The 15,326-nt window shown below is 60.7% G+C and carries 14 protein-coding genes; 8 read left to right on the top strand and 6 right to left on the bottom strand.

Features of this window, described 5'->3' with window-relative positions; genetic code table 11:
* Positions 1 to 46 precede the first annotated feature (46 nt).
* From AC3WS7_RS07855 to AC3WS7_RS07820, 8 genes are all read left to right on the top strand, one after another.
* The gene (locus tag AC3WS7_RS07855; RefSeq protein WP_296467277.1) at positions 47 to 850 is read left to right on the top strand and encodes a cytochrome C assembly family protein; all 804 of its coding nucleotides are present in this window, start codon (positions 47 to 49) and stop codon (positions 848 to 850) included.
* Positions 847 to 1,077 (top strand): PP0621 family protein, encoded by a 231-nt coding sequence (locus AC3WS7_RS07850; RefSeq protein WP_296467280.1) that lies wholly within the window; start codon positions 847 to 849, stop codon positions 1,075 to 1,077. Before AC3WS7_RS07855 ends, AC3WS7_RS07850 begins: the two co-directional genes overlap by 4 nt.
* Positions 1,077 to 2,816, top strand: coding sequence for a sensor histidine kinase (locus tag AC3WS7_RS07845; RefSeq protein WP_296467285.1), 1,740 nt, complete (start codon positions 1,077 to 1,079; stop codon positions 2,814 to 2,816). Before AC3WS7_RS07850 ends, AC3WS7_RS07845 begins: the two co-directional genes overlap by 1 nt.
* Complete coding sequence (locus tag AC3WS7_RS07840) at positions 2,795 to 4,300, top strand: sigma-54-dependent transcriptional regulator (RefSeq protein ID WP_492655952.1); 1,506 nt, start codon at positions 2,795 to 2,797, stop codon at positions 4,298 to 4,300. Before AC3WS7_RS07845 ends, AC3WS7_RS07840 begins: the two co-directional genes overlap by 22 nt.
* A complete protein-coding gene (ampD, locus tag AC3WS7_RS07835; RefSeq protein ID WP_492655951.1) occupies positions 4,293 to 4,889 on the top strand; it encodes a 1,6-anhydro-N-acetylmuramyl-L-alanine amidase AmpD in 597 nt (198 codons plus the stop codon). The genes AC3WS7_RS07840 and ampD overlap by 8 nt, the downstream gene beginning before the upstream one ends.
* A 376-nt stretch (positions 4,890 to 5,265) precedes the next feature.
* On the top strand, positions 5,266 to 8,190 hold the full coding sequence (locus tag AC3WS7_RS07830) for a ribonucleoside-diphosphate reductase subunit alpha (protein WP_296467294.1): 2,925 nt from the start codon (positions 5,266 to 5,268) through the stop codon (positions 8,188 to 8,190).
* Positions 8,191 to 8,310: 120 nt separating this feature from the next.
* Positions 8,311 to 9,480: a ribonucleotide-diphosphate reductase subunit beta gene (locus AC3WS7_RS07825; protein ID WP_296467297.1), complete on the top strand. Its 1,170-nt coding sequence runs from the start codon at positions 8,311 to 8,313 to the stop codon at positions 9,478 to 9,480.
* A 170-nt stretch (positions 9,481 to 9,650) separates the two neighbouring features.
* The gene (locus AC3WS7_RS07820) at positions 9,651 to 10,133 is read left to right on the top strand and encodes a histone H1-like DNA-binding protein (RefSeq protein ID WP_492655950.1); all 483 of its coding nucleotides are present in this window, start codon (positions 9,651 to 9,653) and stop codon (positions 10,131 to 10,133) included.
* 63 nt (positions 10,134 to 10,196) lie between these two features.
* Here AC3WS7_RS07820 and AC3WS7_RS07815 read toward each other — a convergent pair whose 3' ends face one another.
* The 6 genes from AC3WS7_RS07815 to AC3WS7_RS07790 form a co-directional block, all read right to left on the bottom strand.
* The gene (locus AC3WS7_RS07815; protein WP_492655949.1) at positions 10,197 to 11,249 is read right to left on the bottom strand and encodes a zinc-ribbon and DUF3426 domain-containing protein; all 1,053 of its coding nucleotides are present in this window, start codon (positions 11,247 to 11,249) and stop codon (positions 10,197 to 10,199) included.
* Between the two features lie 32 nt (positions 11,250 to 11,281).
* A complete protein-coding gene (gene prmA, locus AC3WS7_RS07810; RefSeq protein ID WP_492655948.1) occupies positions 11,282 to 12,160 on the bottom strand; it encodes a 50S ribosomal protein L11 methyltransferase in 879 nt (292 codons plus the stop codon).
* An 8-nt stretch (positions 12,161 to 12,168) separates the two neighbouring features.
* Positions 12,169 to 13,518 (bottom strand): acetyl-CoA carboxylase biotin carboxylase subunit, encoded by a 1,350-nt coding sequence (gene accC / locus AC3WS7_RS07805; protein WP_296467307.1) that lies wholly within the window; start codon positions 13,516 to 13,518, stop codon positions 12,169 to 12,171.
* A gap of 12 nt (positions 13,519 to 13,530) precedes the next feature.
* On the bottom strand, positions 13,531 to 13,995 hold the full coding sequence (gene accB / locus AC3WS7_RS07800; protein WP_296467312.1) for an acetyl-CoA carboxylase biotin carboxyl carrier protein: 465 nt from the start codon (positions 13,993 to 13,995) through the stop codon (positions 13,531 to 13,533).
* A 172-nt stretch (positions 13,996 to 14,167) separates the two neighbouring features.
* Positions 14,168 to 14,728, bottom strand: coding sequence for a TlpA disulfide reductase family protein (locus AC3WS7_RS07795; protein ID WP_492655947.1), 561 nt, complete (start codon positions 14,726 to 14,728; stop codon positions 14,168 to 14,170).
* Entirely contained in the window at positions 14,721 to 15,317 is a 597-nt protein-coding gene (locus tag AC3WS7_RS07790) for a hypothetical protein (RefSeq protein WP_492655946.1), read from the bottom strand. Before AC3WS7_RS07790 ends, AC3WS7_RS07795 begins: the two co-directional genes overlap by 8 nt.
* Between the last annotated feature and the right edge of the window lie 9 nt (positions 15,318 to 15,326).

The following is a 15,326-nucleotide window of genomic DNA, read 5'->3' as shown; positions in this document are numbered from 1 at the left end:
GAGGGCCAGCCGGGGCTGGCAGGGAGCAAAACGCTAAACTGTGGGGATGATTTTAGCCAGTGCGACTCCCATCAGCCTGACCCTGTCGGTTTTGGCCGCCAGCGCCTACGCTTGGGTCGCGCTGCGCGCCACCCATTTGTCGGCCAACGCGGCGCGCAACGGGGTGGTCATCGCCTGGGTGCTGCACGGTGCCGTGCTGGCCTGGAGCCTGATGGGCAGCACCGCGTACTTCGGGTTTGCACCGGCCCTGTCGGTGACGGCCTGGCTGGTGGCTGCGGTGTATGCCGTGGAAAGCCAGGTCTTTCCTCAGTTGCCGACACGCTGGGCGCTGGCCGCACTGGGGGCACTGGCGGTGGCACTGGCGTTTGTGTTCCCGGGGACGCCACTGGCAGCCACAGCCTCCATCTGGCTCCCGCTGCACCTGCTGTTTGGCGTGGCCTGCTACGGCTTGTTTGGCACCGCAGTGGTACATGCCTGGTTCATGACACGCACCGAGGCCCGGATTCGCCAGGCCGCAGACCCGCACAGCGGTTTGCCACTGCTCACCCTGGAGCGCCTGACCTACCGGTTTGTTGCAGCAGGCTTTGTGTTGCTGAGTGCCACCCTGGTCATGGGCTATGGCTTTGGTGATGTGTTGTACGGCCCCACCCACGCCTGGCGCTGGGACCACAAGACAATATTCTCCGTGCTGGCTTGGGCCACTTTTGCCGTTTTGCTGGCAGGCCGCTACCAGTTTGGCTGGCGTGGCAAACAGGCCAATCGCATGCTCTACACCGGCTCGCTGCTCTTGCTCCTGGCCTATGTGGGGTCGCGGTTTGTGCTGGAAGTGATTTTGGGACGGGGCGCATGAAATACTTCATCGTCCTTGCCGTGGTGTTCTTGGTGGCTTGGCGCTGGCGCACAGCGCGCAGCAGCGCAGTGGCCCCCAAACCGGCATCCAAACCACAGCCGCCCGCACAACCAACCGACATGGTGGCCTGCGGCCACTGTGGGCTTCACTTGCCCAGCACCGACGCGTTGTTCGGTCGGCAGGGGCCTTACTGCAGCACCGCACACCGCCAAGCGGCGGAAGGGTAATGCCAACCCCGCTTCCCGAGCACTCGTGGTTTGGGCCGACTGCCCTGGAGCCCGTGCCCGAGCCACCCGAAGGAACACAGGAGTTCTCGCGCCTTTGGCAAGCCTTCATGACGGCCCGTCTGACGCTGGGGCTGGTATTGGTGGTGTTACAGGCGGCTCTGTATGTCAGCGGTTCAGCCCAAAGCCGCACGCTTATCGCCATTTGCCTGGCTTACTTTCTGGGCACCTTGGCGACCCGGCGGTTTGTCCGGCCACGCCGCCTGGGGCAGGCTTTCAACCGTGCCTGGGGGGTGCTGATCGGGCTGGACATTGCGGTGTTCTCCGGTTTGCAGTGGCTGCAAGGCAACAACCTCAACTACACCCCGCTGTTTGCCTTACCGGTTTTGCTGGCATCGGTGTTGGGTTCGTTGCGCCTGGCCCTGGGAACAGCGGCTGGTATCAGCATGCTGCTGCTGCTGGGCACCTACGGCTTGCACCGCGAAGCACCTGGCGAGGCAGCATCGGCCTTTGTGCAGGCCGCGCTGGCAGGGGCCGGGTATCTTTTGATTGCGCTGTTGGCCAACCAACTGGCATCGCGCTTGGCCAGCGAGGGGCAGCGGGCACGCCTGAGCCAGTTGGCAGCCACGGTGCAGCGGCAGGTCAATGAACTGGTGATTGAGTCCCTGCCCGATGGGGTACTCATCGTCGATGCGCAAGGCCTGGTGCGCGCGGCCAATCCGGCAGCCAGGCTGTTGCTGGGGAGCCCACACCGGCCATTGCGCGCAGCCATGTTTGACCTGAAATCCAGCCCGGCGTGGCAAACATTGCTGCACCTGACCCGGATGAGCATGGGCACCGGCCGCGCCCAGCAGGCAGAAGTCACCATCCACCACGCAGGCAGCGGGCCCCGTCGGGTGCTGGTTCGCACCAGTCTGGCCGCGCCGCAGGGCATCGCGCAGGACAGCCTGTGTGTGCTGTTTTTGCAAGACCAGCGCGAACTAGAAGCTCGCCTGCGTACCGAAAAACTGGCCAGCATGGGCCGACTTTCCACTGCAGTCGCGCACGAAATACGCAACCCACTGGCCGCCATTGCCCAAGCCAATGCCCTGCTGGACGAGGAGCTCAGCGACCCACGGCAAAAGAAACTCACGGCCATGGTGAGCCAAAACGCCAAACGACTCGAAAGAATTGTGGATGACATCCTGAATGTGTCCCGGGTCCGCGGCAATGACCCTGCCCTCTTGACGCAGCATATTCACCTGCACGAACAGGTGTACCGCATCGCATCCGACTGGGCCCACCAGTCAGGCCGCCTGGCCCAACTGCACATCCAGGTAGATGCGGAGGCGCTGTCGGTGCGTTTTGATGCAGACCACCTGCGCCAGATCCTGGTGAACTTGCTGGAAAATGCCCAACGTTACGCCAGCAAGCGTGTTGGCGGCATCCAGGTGCTCAGCGTGCGCCGAGAGCAGGCGGCGCGGGTGACCGTATGGAGTGACGGCGCCCCCATGGATGCCTCGGTACAGCGCCACCTGTTTGAGCCCTTTTTCTCTTCGGAGAGCCGATCCAGCGGCCTGGGTCTGTATATTTCCAGGGAGCTGTGTGAGCGCCATGGCGCCACCCTGGCCTACCACCGCAGCACGCAGGAGGTGGCGGGCCTCGCTACCGAAGGCAATGCGTTTTCGATTACCTTGCCGCTGACCGACAGCACCTTGCCGAACGACAATACAGAAGCACCATGGCAAACCTCCCTGTACTGAACGACGCACGCATTCTGGTCATCGACGATGAGCCGGACTTGCGCACGCTGTACGAGCTCACCCTGCTGCGCGAAGGCTACCGGGTGGAAACCGCCGGCTGCGTGCAAGAGGCCCGGGAGCAACTCAAGCAACAGCGCTTTGACGCCATCATCACGGACATGCGTCTGCCCGATGGCTCGGGGACCGATATTTTGGCGCAGCTGCGTGCAGAGCAACGCCCGGAGCGCTGTGTGGTGATCACGGCCTATGGCTCAGCCGAAAATGCCGTGGAGTCGCTGAAGGCGGGGGCTTTTGACTACCTGTCCAAGCCGGTGGACCTGAAACAGTTCCGGGCCGTCGTCGCTAATGCCCTGCAGGGCAACGCGGCTGCCACGCCAGTCCCGGCGCGCAACCCGACGCAGAAAAATACCTCCAGCGGCAACACGGCCAGCGCAGAGAACGCGCTGGCCAGGCTGGTGGGAAGCTCCGGCGTCATGGCCCAGGTCAAGGACCGGATCGTCAAGGTGGCGCGGAGTATGGCACCGGTGCTCATTCATGGCGAATCGGGCACCGGCAAAGAGCTGGTCGCCAGTGCCATCCATGCCAACAGTCACCGCGTGCAGGGACCTTGGGTGCCAGTGAATTGCAGTGCCATCCCGGAAAGCCTGCTGGAGGCGGAGTTTTTTGGCGCCCGCAAAGGGGCCTACACCGGCGCCACGCAGGACCGCGTGGGGTTTTTCCAGGCGGCACACGGTGGCACCTTGTTTTTGGACGAGATTGGGGACTTGCCACTGCCCATGCAATCCAAGCTTTTACGGGCCATCCAGGAACGCAGTGTGCGTCCCTTGGGCGCACTGCAAGAAGAGTTGGTGGATGTGCGCATCGTCAGCGCCACCCACAAGGACTTGGCAGCAGAGGTGCAGGCCGGACGCTTCCGGCAGGACTTGTACTACCGCCTCAACGTCATCGATATCTATATTCCTCCTCTGCGTGAACGCTGCGAAGACCTGCCCGCCTTGTGTCGGGCCCTGCTGATCCGGATTGCCGCAGAGTCCGGTCTGCCTGCCCCACAGCTGTCAGCACGGGCCATGGCGCAAATCTGCACGCTTCCTTTGCCGGGCAACGTCCGCGAGCTGGAGAACGTTTTGCATCGCGCCATGGCACTTTCGGACGATGCGGTACTGGAACTCGACACCCACGCCCTGAGCACACAGCCCCAGCCGTTGCATTACGACCAGGAAACCACCCGGCCTGCGGACATCGTCGCGAGCTTCGCGCCCCCTCCGCCGGTGGCCATGAGCGCGGAAGACCCCATTCCGAGTGATTTGCAGGTGCACCTGGACCGGATTGAACGTGACATCCTGGTTCGCACCCTGCGAGAAACCCGCTTCAACCGCACGTCGGCAGCCCATCGTCTCGGCATCAGCCTGCGGCAGATCCGCTACAGGATGGCACGCCTGCAGATTGACGCACCCAACGCCTCGGACGACTCCGCCGATGCCTGAAGACAGTCCGTCCCTGTGGCTCAAGGGCTGGTACCGTTTCGCCCACGTCTGTGCCTCCCCCAACTTTGGCCCGCGCCCGCGTGGGGCCTTGATTGACCTGGTCGTCCTCCACTCGATCAGCCTGCCTCCCGGCCAGTACGGCACACCACACGTTGCAGAACTGTTCACCAACCGGCTGGACTGGAACGCACACCCGTATTTCAAGTCGATTGAAGGTTTGCAGGTGTCTGCCCACTTTTTCATCACCCGGCAGGGCGATCTCTGGCAGTTCGTGAGTTGCGAAGACCGCGCATGGCATGCGGGGGTCTCTGCCTACCGCGGCAGAAGCAACTGCAATGACGACTCCATCGGCATAGAACTGGAGGGGCTAGAGGGCGATACCTTCACCCCGGCGCAGTACGAAACACTGCAGTCCCTGATTCCCGCCATGGCGCACCACTACCCGCTGCGCCACGTAGCAGGGCATGAACACATTGCCCCAGGACGCAAGGAGGACCCGGGCCCCGGCTTTAGGTGGGATGTTTTGCGTGACAGCCTGGGACTCCCCGCGAGTTACTACCCCCACACCACAGCTGGGGGCCACACCTGAAAATATTTTTTCAGGCATTTCCCCGGCCCATGCGCACCCAGCGAGGTGACGTGCAGTCCCCCAAGACGCTGATTTGACGGGCCTTTGCAGGCCAAATCCTGCGCAAGCGCGCACCAATCTTGGCGCGGCCCGTCCAAAGCCCCATTTCACGGGCGCCTTGCCGACCCGCATTGCGGTGTTCCAAGCAGCAAGACATCCACGTCGGCGCAGGAAGCGCCCAATAGCAGCCTGTACACTACAGGTAGTGGCTTGTCTCCACCCAAGACCCCAGATATAGTGTGTGCTGTTAATTCAAACCACTGCCCCACTGCGACAAAAAAGGGGCTGTTCATGCTCCGCGACAAGCCCCAAAAATACCGATTTAGACGAGGAAATCATGGAATCTGCTTCTACTGCAACCCCCACGCCATCCAGCACGCTGCTGACCGCCCATAGCAGCGGCAATACAGAAACCGGCATGGTGAACACCCTGACCCACTACCAGATCATTCGCCGCAATGGCGCAGTGGTTCCTTTTGAGCCCAATAAGATTGCCGTTGCGATGATGAAGGCCTTTTTGGCCGTGCACGGCACCCAGGGAGCGGCCTCGGCCAGCGTGCGTGAGACTGTGGACGGTTTGACGCAGCAGGTGATTCGCGCGCTGATGCGCTCACGCCCCGGCGGCGGCACCTTCCATATTGAAGATGTGCAAGACCAAGTGGAACTGGGGCTCATGCGTGGTGGCCACCACGAGATTGCCCGCGCCTACGTGCTCTACCGCGAGCGCCGCACCCAGGAGCGCGCCAAACAGGTAGCCCAAACTACCCCAGCCATGCCCACCATCCATGTTTTGGAGGCTGGTCAGCGCGTGGCCTTGGACCTGGCGCAACTGCAGTCGCGCATCGAAACCGCCTGCGCTGGACTGGGTGCCGACGTAAAACCGGACCCCATCGTGGCGGAAACCATGCGCAATTTGTATGACGGCGTTCCCATGGACGAGGTGTACAAGGCATCCATCCTGGCGGCCCGCACGCTGATCGAAAAAGACCCGGATTACACCTACGCCACGGCGCGCTTGCTGTTCCACACAATTTCCCGCGAAGTGCTGGGACGCGATGTGGCCCAGGCGGACATGCAGGAAGCCTATGCGGATTACTTTCCCGGCTTTATCAAGCGCGGCGTGGATGCCGACTTGCTGGACGAAAAACTGCTGCAATTCGATCTGAAACGCCTGGGCGCAGCTCTCAAGTCCAGCCGTGACATGCAATTCGACTACCTCGGTTTGCAGACCTTGTATGACCGCTACTTCCTGCATGAAGGCAAAACCCGCATTGAGCTTCCCCAAGCCTTCTTCATGCGCGTGGCGATGGGCTTGTCGCTGAACGAAATTGACCGCGAAACACGTGCGATCGAGTTTTATGAAGTGCTGTCCAGCTTCGACTTCATGTCCAGCACCCCCACGCTGTTCAACAGCGGCACACTGCGCTCACAGCTCTCCAGCTGCTACCTGACCACGGTGCCCGATGACCTGGATGGCATCTACGAGTCCATCAAGGAAAACGCCCTGTTGTCCAAATTTGCCGGCGGCTTGGGCAATGACTGGACCCGTGTACGCGCGCTGGGCTCCCACATCAAGGGCACCAACGGTGAATCCCAAGGTGTGGTGCCTTTCCTGAAGGTGGTGAACGATACCGCCGTGGCCGTAAACCAGGGCGGCAAACGCAAGGGTGCGGTGTGCACGTACCTTGAAACATGGCACTTGGACATTGAGGAGTTTCTGGAGCTGCGTAAAAACACTGGCGATGACCGCCGCCGCACGCACGACATGAACACCGCCAACTGGATCCCCGATCTGTTCATGCGTCGCGTCATGGAAAAAGGCACCTGGACATTGTTCTCGCCATCGAACGTTCCGGACTTGCACGACCTGTTTGGCTCCGCGTTTGAAAAAGCCTATGTCGCCTACGAAGAGAAGGCAGCCCGCGGCGAAATCAAACCCTCGCGCACGGTGCAGGCCAGCGATCTCTGGCGCAAGATGCTCACGATGCTGTTCGAAACCGGCCACCCCTGGATCACATTCAAGGACGCCTGCAACGTACGCTCTCCTCAGCAACACGCGGGCGTGGTGCACTCCTCCAATCTGTGTACAGAGATCACACTGAACACCAGCGACACAGAGACTGCGGTGTGCAATTTGGGCTCGGTCAACCTGAGCCAGCACTTGAAAGATGGTGCACTGGACCACGACAAACTCAAGCGCACCATCGCCACGGCCATGCGCATGCTGGACAATGTGATCGACATCAACTACTACGCAGTCAAGAAGGCGCGTGATTCGAACCTGCGCCACCGCCCTGTGGGCCTGGGCGTCATGGCTTTCCAGGACAGCCTGTACGCACTGCGCATCCCTTACGCCAGCGACGCTGCCGTGCAGTTTGCTGACGAGTCCATGGAAGCCATCAGCTACTACGCCTACTGGGCATCCACCGAGTTGGCGCGCGAACGCGGCAAGTACTCCAGCTTCAAGGGTTCGCTGTGGGACAAGGGCATCCTGCCACCCGACACCCTGGACATGCTGGCCCAAGCCCGTGGCGGCTATGTAGAAGTGGACCGCTCCGCCACCCTGGACTGGGATGCATTGCGCCAAAAGATTGCCCAGGACGGCATGCGCAACTCCAACTGCGTTGCGATTGCACCTACTGCCACCATCTCCAACATCATTGGGGTGGACGCATCCATCGAACCCTGCTTCGGCAATTTGTCGGTCAAGTCCAATCTGTCTGGCGAGTTCACGGTCATCAACAGCTATCTGGTGCGTGACCTCAAGGCCCTGGGCCTGTGGGACGACGTCATGGTGATGGACCTGAAACACTTTGATGGTTCGCTGAGCCCGATCGACCGCGTGCCCCAAGAGATCAAGCAACTCTATGCCACGGCCTTTGAAGTGGAAACGCGCTGGCTGGTGGAAGCCGCAGCACGTCGCCAGAAATGGATTGACCAGGCGCAGTCGCTGAACATCTACATGGCCGGCGCCTCGGGCAAGAAGCTCGACGAAACCTACAAACTTGCGTGGTTGCGCGGTCTGAAAACGACCTACTACCTCCGCACCATGTCTGCGACTCACGCGGAGAAATCTACGGTGACTGCGGGGCGCATGAATGCAGTGTCATCCGGTAACGATGCACAAGGCTCGACCAAGATGTCCAGCGCGTTGGAAGCTGCTGCAGCCGCTGCGAATGCGCAAATGGAACTGGCCAGCAATGCAGCCACTGACATCAAGTTCTGCGGCGTGGACGACCCCACCTGCGAGTCCTGCCAGTAAGAGAGAGGTGCATCGCGAACCTCACTGCGATGCAATAGAGCAACACAAATGGGCAGCGAAATGCATGACTTCTTTTCATTTCATTTCGCTGCTCTCATAATCCGCTGATTGGAATCATCTATGTTGACCTGGGACGAAGAAGTCAAGCCCACATCGCCGAATAACTTTGCGCGCAACCCGTCTGAACAGCTGTCGGTTGCGCAGGCACCAGTCACCCCTGCTCCCTTGCAAACACCCGCAGCCGTAGCTGCAATCATGCAGACCGGAACCCCACGCCGCATGCGCGCGGACGACAAGCGCATCATCAACGGCCAAACCGATGTGAACCAGCTGGTTCCCTTCAAGTACAAGTGGGCGTGGGAAAAGTATTTGGCCACTTGCGCCAACCACTGGATGCCGCAAGAAGTCAACATGACGCGCGACATCGCTTTGTGGAAAGATCCGAATGGACTGACCGAAGACGAGCGCCGTATTGTTAAGCGCAACCTCGGCTTCTTTGTGACGGCAGACTCTCTGGCCGCGAACAACATCGTGCTGGGCACCTACCGCCACATCACAGCCCCGGAGTGCCGCCAATTTTTGCTGCGCCAAGCCTTTGAAGAAGCGATTCATACCCACGCCTACCAGTACATCGTGGAGTCATTGGGCCTGGATGAGAGCGAGATCTTCAATGCCTACAACGAAGTCCAGTCCATCCGTGACAAAGACGAGTTCCTGATCCCGTTTATCGCGGCCATCATGGACCCCAACTTCCACACCGGCACCGCAGAAACCGACCAGACGCTGCTCAAGTCGCTGATCGTTTTTGCCTGCCTGATGGAAGGCCTGTTCTTCTATGTGGGCTTCACACAAATCCTCGCACTGGGCCGCCAGAACAAGATGACCGGTGCTGCAGAACAGTACCAATACATCCTGCGTGACGAGTCCATGCACTGCAACTTCGGCATCGACCTGATCAACCAGTTGAAGCTCGAAAACCCACACCTGTGGACGCCCGAATTCAAGGCAGAGATCAAGGGCCTGTTCGAGAAAGCGGTGGAGTTGGAATACCGGTATGCCGAAGACACCATGCCACGCGGTGTGCTGGGCATGAATGCCTCCATGTTCAAAGGCTACTTGCGCTACATCGCCAACCGCCGTGCCACCCAGATTGGTTTGGAACCGCTGTTCCCGAATGAGGAAAACCCCTTCCCGTGGATGAGCGAAATGATTGATCTGAAGAAGGAGCGTAACTTCTTCGAGACCCGCGTGATCGAGTACCAATCGGGCGGCGCCCTCTCTTGGGATTGAAGCGCTGATTATGTTTTCCAGAACTTCACACCTCCAGCACCGCGGCCCAGACCGCGGACTGGGGGCGTGTCACCGCGTTCATGCTGCTGGGACTCCGCCCAACAGCATGGATCACTTCTTGCACCCAACTGGCAAGAAGTGCTCTTTGTAAATTGATCAAGGAGAAAATCATGGCAACTGCAAAAAAACCGGCCGCAAAAAAGGCCGCTCCCGCAAAGAAAGCTGCTCCCGCTAAAAAAGTAGCAGCAAAGAAGGCAGCTCCTGCTAAGAAAGCCGCTCCCGCCAAAAAGGTAGCAGCGAAGAAGGCAGCTCCCGCTAAGAAAGCCGCTCCCGCCAAAAAGGTAGCAGCGAAGAAGGCAGCTCCCGCCAAGAAAGCCGCTCCCGCCAAAAAGGTAGCAGCGAAGAAGGCAGCTCCCGCCAAGAAAGCCGCTCCTGCCAAAAAGGCCGCTGCGAAAAAGGCCCCGGCAAAGAAAGCTGCTGTTGCCAAAAAACCTGCAGCGAAGAAGCCCGTAGCCAAAAAGGCAGCGAAGAAGCCCGCTGCGAAGAAAGCCGCGAAAGCACCCGCTGCCAAAGCTGCCCCAGCAGCCCCTGCGGCGCAAACCACGCTGAATCCGCAAGCGGCTTGGCCGTTTCCGACCTCCAGCAAGCCCTAAGCGTTTACGCCCCAGGCTCCAAAGCCCGACACCGCAAGGTTTCGGGCTTTTTTCATGGCGAGATCACGGATAGAAGGTCAACAGACGGTACCCCGATATACGCTCGGTATTGCTCCCGGGCTTGACGGTGATGGGGAGCGCCGTGGTGATTTCGGCGCCAGCGTCCAAGGTATCTTTGCCGGCCCCCAGCTCGGAAGCCAGCAACACACGGCGTACCACAGCCTGGTCTTGCAAATCGGTCAGCGTCAATTCCAAAGCCGGCACGGCCAAGGCGATCGCCGCAGTACTTTTCAAGGTGAAGTTCAGGCGGTACACATCAGTCCGCACTTTGGTAAACGAGGAGCTGTCGATCACGATGGACTCAATCTGTCGCACCGGCAGTACCTCGCAATCCAGCCAGATGCACATTGCCAGCACAGCCTCTCTGGCGCTTGGCTCCGTCGCGGCGATGCGATCCCGCTCATGGACCACCACTTGCACGGCCAGCACCCCGATCAATACCAAGGCGACCAAGGACAAAAGCACCCGTACGCCCGTGCTCTGCCAAGCGCTGGTGCCCCGCGCCTGCCGCATGAACGACAGCTTGGGCGTGTCTGCCGACTCTACCGTTTTAACCTGCACTTGCGCATACCGCGGCTCGGCAAGCGGCTCTGCTTTGGCATGCTCTTGCACGGCATCCTCTGGCACATCCACTTCATCGCGCGCATGGCCGGGCCGCAGATCCAACAAGGCATCCAGACTTGGTTCGGGCTCCGGCGGGTGAGCGTAAGTGTCGAGAGCAATCTCTGCCGCGACGACCTCGTCCTGTACGTCCACCGCATTCAAGGCATCCAAGGCATCCTGCGCGAAGTCGGCCTCCGCTGCAGGCGGTATAGCCTCTTGCTGCTCGGCGGCAAATCGGAGAGAAGATTTCCAGTCGTTGCCAGCCTGCCCCGCCGACACGGCGTCGTGTGCAGCCGGTTCAGACTGCTGCTCCGGGTCAGTGTAGAGATGGGCGTTGGCGTCGAAGACTTCGTCGCATTGCCCACAACGCACCCAACCATCCGAAATGCGCAACTGGTCTGGCACGACCTTGAACATCGTGGCGCAGGCAGGACATTGGGTAATCAGGCTCATCGCGTCACATTGTAGAGCCGAGGTCGCCGCTGTCAGAGGGTGGCGGTCATCAGAATCCAGCCGTCTTCTTCATCCGCAACCGACAGCGTGCAATAGGGGGCATAGGCGGTGATCAGCTCGTCGGCCTGACGCGCCAGAATGCCGGCCAGCACCAAGTGCCCACCAGCCTTCACGTGTGCACACAACAACGGCGCCAATACCTTGAGCGGTGTCGCGAGAATGTTGGCCAACACGAGCGTGTACGCGCCATCCGCCTTGTCGGGCAAACCGGCCAACAGCGATACACCATTGGCATCGGCGTTCAGCACCGTGGACTGCACGGCTGCTTCATCAATATCCACAGCCACCACACGCTTGGCGCCAAACTTGGCGGCACCAATGGCCAGGATGCCAGAACCGCAGCCATAGTCCAACACCTCGGGCTGGTTCGGGTGGCCCGCAACCCAGCGCAGGCACATGCGCGTGGTCGGATGGGTACCAGTCCCAAAGGCCAAGCCCGGGTCCAGGCGGATCACCTGCTTGGCTTGTGCCGGTGGCTCGTGCCAGGTGGGAACAATCCAGAACTCCGGGGTAATTTCAACTGGCGCAAACTGCGACTGTGTCAAACGCACCCAGTCCTGGTCAGCCACGGCAGCAATGCCCAGCACTTGGCAGCCACCGAAGAAGTCCTGGGCTTGCAGCAGGCGCGCCGCATCGTCGGCCAACGCCTGGTCGGCAAACAGCGCAATCACGCGGGAACGCTGCCAGCCTTCCTTGGGAGGCGGCATGCCGGGCTCACCAAACAAGGCCTGCTCGGCATCGGTCTGGGCGTCCGCGTCCTCCACGCTCACGCTCAGGGCGTCCAACGCATCCAGCGCATCGCTCAAGTTCTCAACCCGGTCCTCGGGGCACATCAAACGCAATTCAAACATGCGGGGCCTTAGCGTTTGTGCTGTTCCAGCCAGTGTTCCAGGTAGTGGATATTGGTTCCACCATCCATGAACTTGGCGTCCACCAAAAGCTCGCGGTGCAGCGGGATGTTGGTATTGATACCTTCCACCACGGTCTCGGCCAGGGCGGTGCGCATGCGTGCCATGGCCTGCTCGCGGGTGTCGCCGTGCACAATGATCTTGCCGACCATGGAGTCGTAGTTGGGCGGCACAAAGTAGTTGGTGTACACGTGTGAATCCACCCGAACACCGGGGCCACCTGGCGCATGCCACATGGTCACGCGGCCGGGCGACGGAATGAACTTGTAGGGATCTTCGGCATTCACGCGGCACTCAATCGCGTGGCCACGCACCTCGATCTGGCGCTGGGTGAAGGGCAGTTTTTCGCCCGCCGCCACCATGATTTGGGTTTTGACAATGTCAATGCCCGTCACCATTTCGGTCACCGGATGCTCCACCTGCACGCGGGTGTTCATCTCAATGAAATAGAACTCGCCGTCTTCGTAGAGGAACTCGAAAGTACCAGCGCCGCGGTAGCCAATCTTCTTGCAGGCAGCGACGCAACGCTCGCCAATGCGCTCAATCAGTTTGCGGTTGATACCAGGCGCCGGAGATTCTTCCAGCACCTTCTGGTGGCGGCGTTGCATGGAGCAATCGCGCTCGCCCAGGTAGACGGCATTCTTGTGCTTGTCGGCCAATATCTGGATTTCGATATGGCGTGGATTCTGGAGAAATTTCTCCATATACACAGCAGGATTGCCAAAGGCAGCACCGGCTTCGGCCTTGGTCATGGCCACGGCGTTGACCAATGCAGCTTCGGTGTGCACCACACGCATGCCACGGCCGCCGCCGCCGCCAGCCGCCTTGATGATGACCGGGTAGCCGACCGACTTGGCTATGCGTTTGATCAGCACCGGATCGTCCGGCAACTCGCCCTCGGAACCGGGTACGCAGGGGACGCCGGCACGGATCATGGCCTGCTTGGCCGACACCTTGTCACCCATGATGCGGATGGACTCGGGCGTGGGGCCGATGAACTGGAAGCCACTTTTTTCGACGCGCTCGGCAAAGTCGGCGTTTTCACTCAGAAAGCCGTAGCCGGGGTGAATCGCTTCCGCATCGGTCACCTCGGCCGCCGAAATAATGGCCGGCATATTGAGGTAGCTCTGCGCCGATGGCGCAGGGCCAATGCAGACGGCCTCTTCAGCCAGCTTGACGTATTTGGCTTCGCGGTCCGCCTCGGAATAGACCATGACGGCCTTGATGCCCAGCTCGCGACAGGCGCGCTGGATTCGCAAGGCAATCTCGCCACGGTTGGCGACCAGGATTTTCTTGAACATGGGTGCGTGTGCTTATTCGATGGTGAACAAAGGCTGGCCGTATTCCACTGCCTGGCCGTTTTCACACAGGATTTGGGTCACGGTGCCCGACTTGTCCGCTTCAATCTCGTTGAGGATCTTCATGGCCTCAATGATGCAAATCGTCGCGCCTTGCTTGATCGTGTCGCCCACTTCCACAAAAGGCTTGGCACCGGGAGCCGAGGAACGGTAGAAGGTACCGACCATGGGCGATTTGACGGCGTGACCAGCAGCCACTTCCACCACAGGTGCGGCCACGGCGGCAGCCGGGGCTGCTACGGGCGCAGGAGCTGGGGCGCCTGCGGGCGGAGCTGCGTAGACCGGCTGGGCATACCCCTGCACCACCGCGCCTCCACCCTTAACAATACGCACCTTGCCTTCAGCTTCGGTGATTTCGAGTTCCGACACATTGGAATCCGAGACCAGATCAATCAGGGTTTTGAGTTTGCGTAAATCCATGGAATCTCCAACAACCGACATTTGTGAAGCGGCGAATTTACCGCAAAAATGCCGGCATCTGCCGATAATTTTGTTGATCTTTGTGCAAACGAAGTCATTTTCGACAATCGGCACAAAGTTTTGAAAGAAAGAAAAACCGCCAGACAAGGCGTACTGCCCTAGGGGCGACGCTCTATTTTAGCCCAGCCCAGGCTTGCAAGTCGGCGGGCGAGACCCGCCCCATTTTGCGCTGGCGCACCACACCATCTCCCGACAACACCACGGTAAACGGCAGGCCACCGGTCAAATTGCCCAAACTGCGCCCCAACTCCGCACCCGCCATACCCGCCATGGCCACCGGAAAATCCAGAGGCATGTGCTGCAAAAAGGTTTGCACGGGCACGGTCTTGTCCACCGCCAATGCCAGCACTTGCCAACCGTTGGCACGGTTTTCTCGGAAAAACTGATTGATCAGCGGCAACTCTTCCACACAGGGCGGGCACCAGGTGGCCCAGAAGTTCATCAGCAACGGGCGCCCCTGAAAACTCTGGAGCGCAACGGACTTGCCGTCAGGCGACTCCCAGCGCTGCGCCCAAAAGCCCGCCACAGGCTCAGCCACAGGAGCCGGGGCGCCGCCGCGCCACACCGCAACCCCCACGCCGGTCAGGGCTGCCCCGCCCGCCAGCCCGCGCAACAACCAGCGGCGCGAGCGGGCTTCGGGGGCAGACTCGGCGCCAGAGGACAACTCAGCCATGATCCACCTCCTGCAATACGCGGCGCAGAGCCGCCATATCCCCGCGGGGGCGGCGCCCCCGCGCATCGGGCTGCAGCGCGCCGCGCATATCGTCCAGGTCATAGACCAGCAGATGCACACCCACCTGCTCGCCCAGTGGGTGGCACATCGCATGCACACTCAGCGCATCCACCATCTCGCCATGCAAACCCGGCACCGAGCGGACCTCAAAACGCACGCCACGATCAATCAGCGCAATTTCCGCCGATTTGGGGTCATCACAAAACAACTGCAGGTAAATATCCGAACGGCGTGTCGCCGTGCCGTGCCAGACCGCGCCACTGATATGGGGGCGAAACACATCCAGGCGCTCCATCCACTCCAACGCCAGCTCACGCAGGGCCCGCAGTTCCTGCGGCTGGGTATCCGCACAAAACAGGGCGATGTAGTCCTGCACCGCCGCCTCCAACTCGTCGTTGTCCGGCAGTGCGGCGCGCGCCGACATCCCCAGTTGCTTGGCCGCACGGCGCTTGGCCGAACCGTACTCCAGCCCCTCTTCCACCACCATGCGGGCCGCCGTGGCAGCGACTTCCTCTTTCAAATCGTCCATGGCGCCATT

It is taken from the genome of Rhodoferax sp. EU05-FHT12H12 (genome assembly GCF_058791215.1).
This window is presented reverse-complemented; position numbering and strand designations above follow the sequence as displayed.

Bases quoted from the DNA above. Each gene is read 5' to 3' on its own strand.
- AC3WS7_RS07825 (WP_296467297.1), top strand. From the start codon at position 8,311: ATGTTGACCTGGGACGAAGAAGTCAAGCCCACATCGCCGAATAACTTT.
- AC3WS7_RS07845 (WP_296467285.1), top strand. From the start codon at position 1,077: ATGCCAACCCCGCTTCCCGAGCACTCGTGGTTTGGGCCGACTGCCCTG.
- AC3WS7_RS07840 (WP_492655952.1), top strand. From the start codon at position 2,795: ATGGCAAACCTCCCTGTACTGAACGACGCACGCATTCTGGTCATCGAC.
- AC3WS7_RS07790 (WP_492655946.1), bottom strand. From the start codon at position 15,317: ATGGACGATTTGAAAGAGGAAGTCGCTGCCACGGCGGCCCGCATGGTG.
- ampD (WP_492655951.1), top strand. From the start codon at position 4,293: ATGCCTGAAGACAGTCCGTCCCTGTGGCTCAAGGGCTGGTACCGTTTC.
- prmA (WP_492655948.1), bottom strand. From the start codon at position 12,160: ATGTTTGAATTGCGTTTGATGTGCCCCGAGGACCGGGTTGAGAACTTG.
- AC3WS7_RS07820 (WP_492655950.1), top strand. From the start codon at position 9,651: ATGGCAACTGCAAAAAAACCGGCCGCAAAAAAGGCCGCTCCCGCAAAG.
- AC3WS7_RS07795 (WP_492655947.1), bottom strand. From the start codon at position 14,728: ATGGCTGAGTTGTCCTCTGGCGCCGAGTCTGCCCCCGAAGCCCGCTCG.
- AC3WS7_RS07850 (WP_296467280.1), top strand. From the start codon at position 847: ATGAAATACTTCATCGTCCTTGCCGTGGTGTTCTTGGTGGCTTGGCGC.
- AC3WS7_RS07815 (WP_492655949.1), bottom strand. From the start codon at position 11,249: ATGAGCCTGATTACCCAATGTCCTGCCTGCGCCACGATGTTCAAGGTC.
- accC (WP_296467307.1), bottom strand. From the start codon at position 13,518: ATGTTCAAGAAAATCCTGGTCGCCAACCGTGGCGAGATTGCCTTGCGA.
- AC3WS7_RS07830 (WP_296467294.1), top strand. From the start codon at position 5,266: ATGGAATCTGCTTCTACTGCAACCCCCACGCCATCCAGCACGCTGCTG.
- AC3WS7_RS07855 (WP_296467277.1), top strand. From the start codon at position 47: ATGATTTTAGCCAGTGCGACTCCCATCAGCCTGACCCTGTCGGTTTTG.
- accB (WP_296467312.1), bottom strand. From the start codon at position 13,995: ATGGATTTACGCAAACTCAAAACCCTGATTGATCTGGTCTCGGATTCC.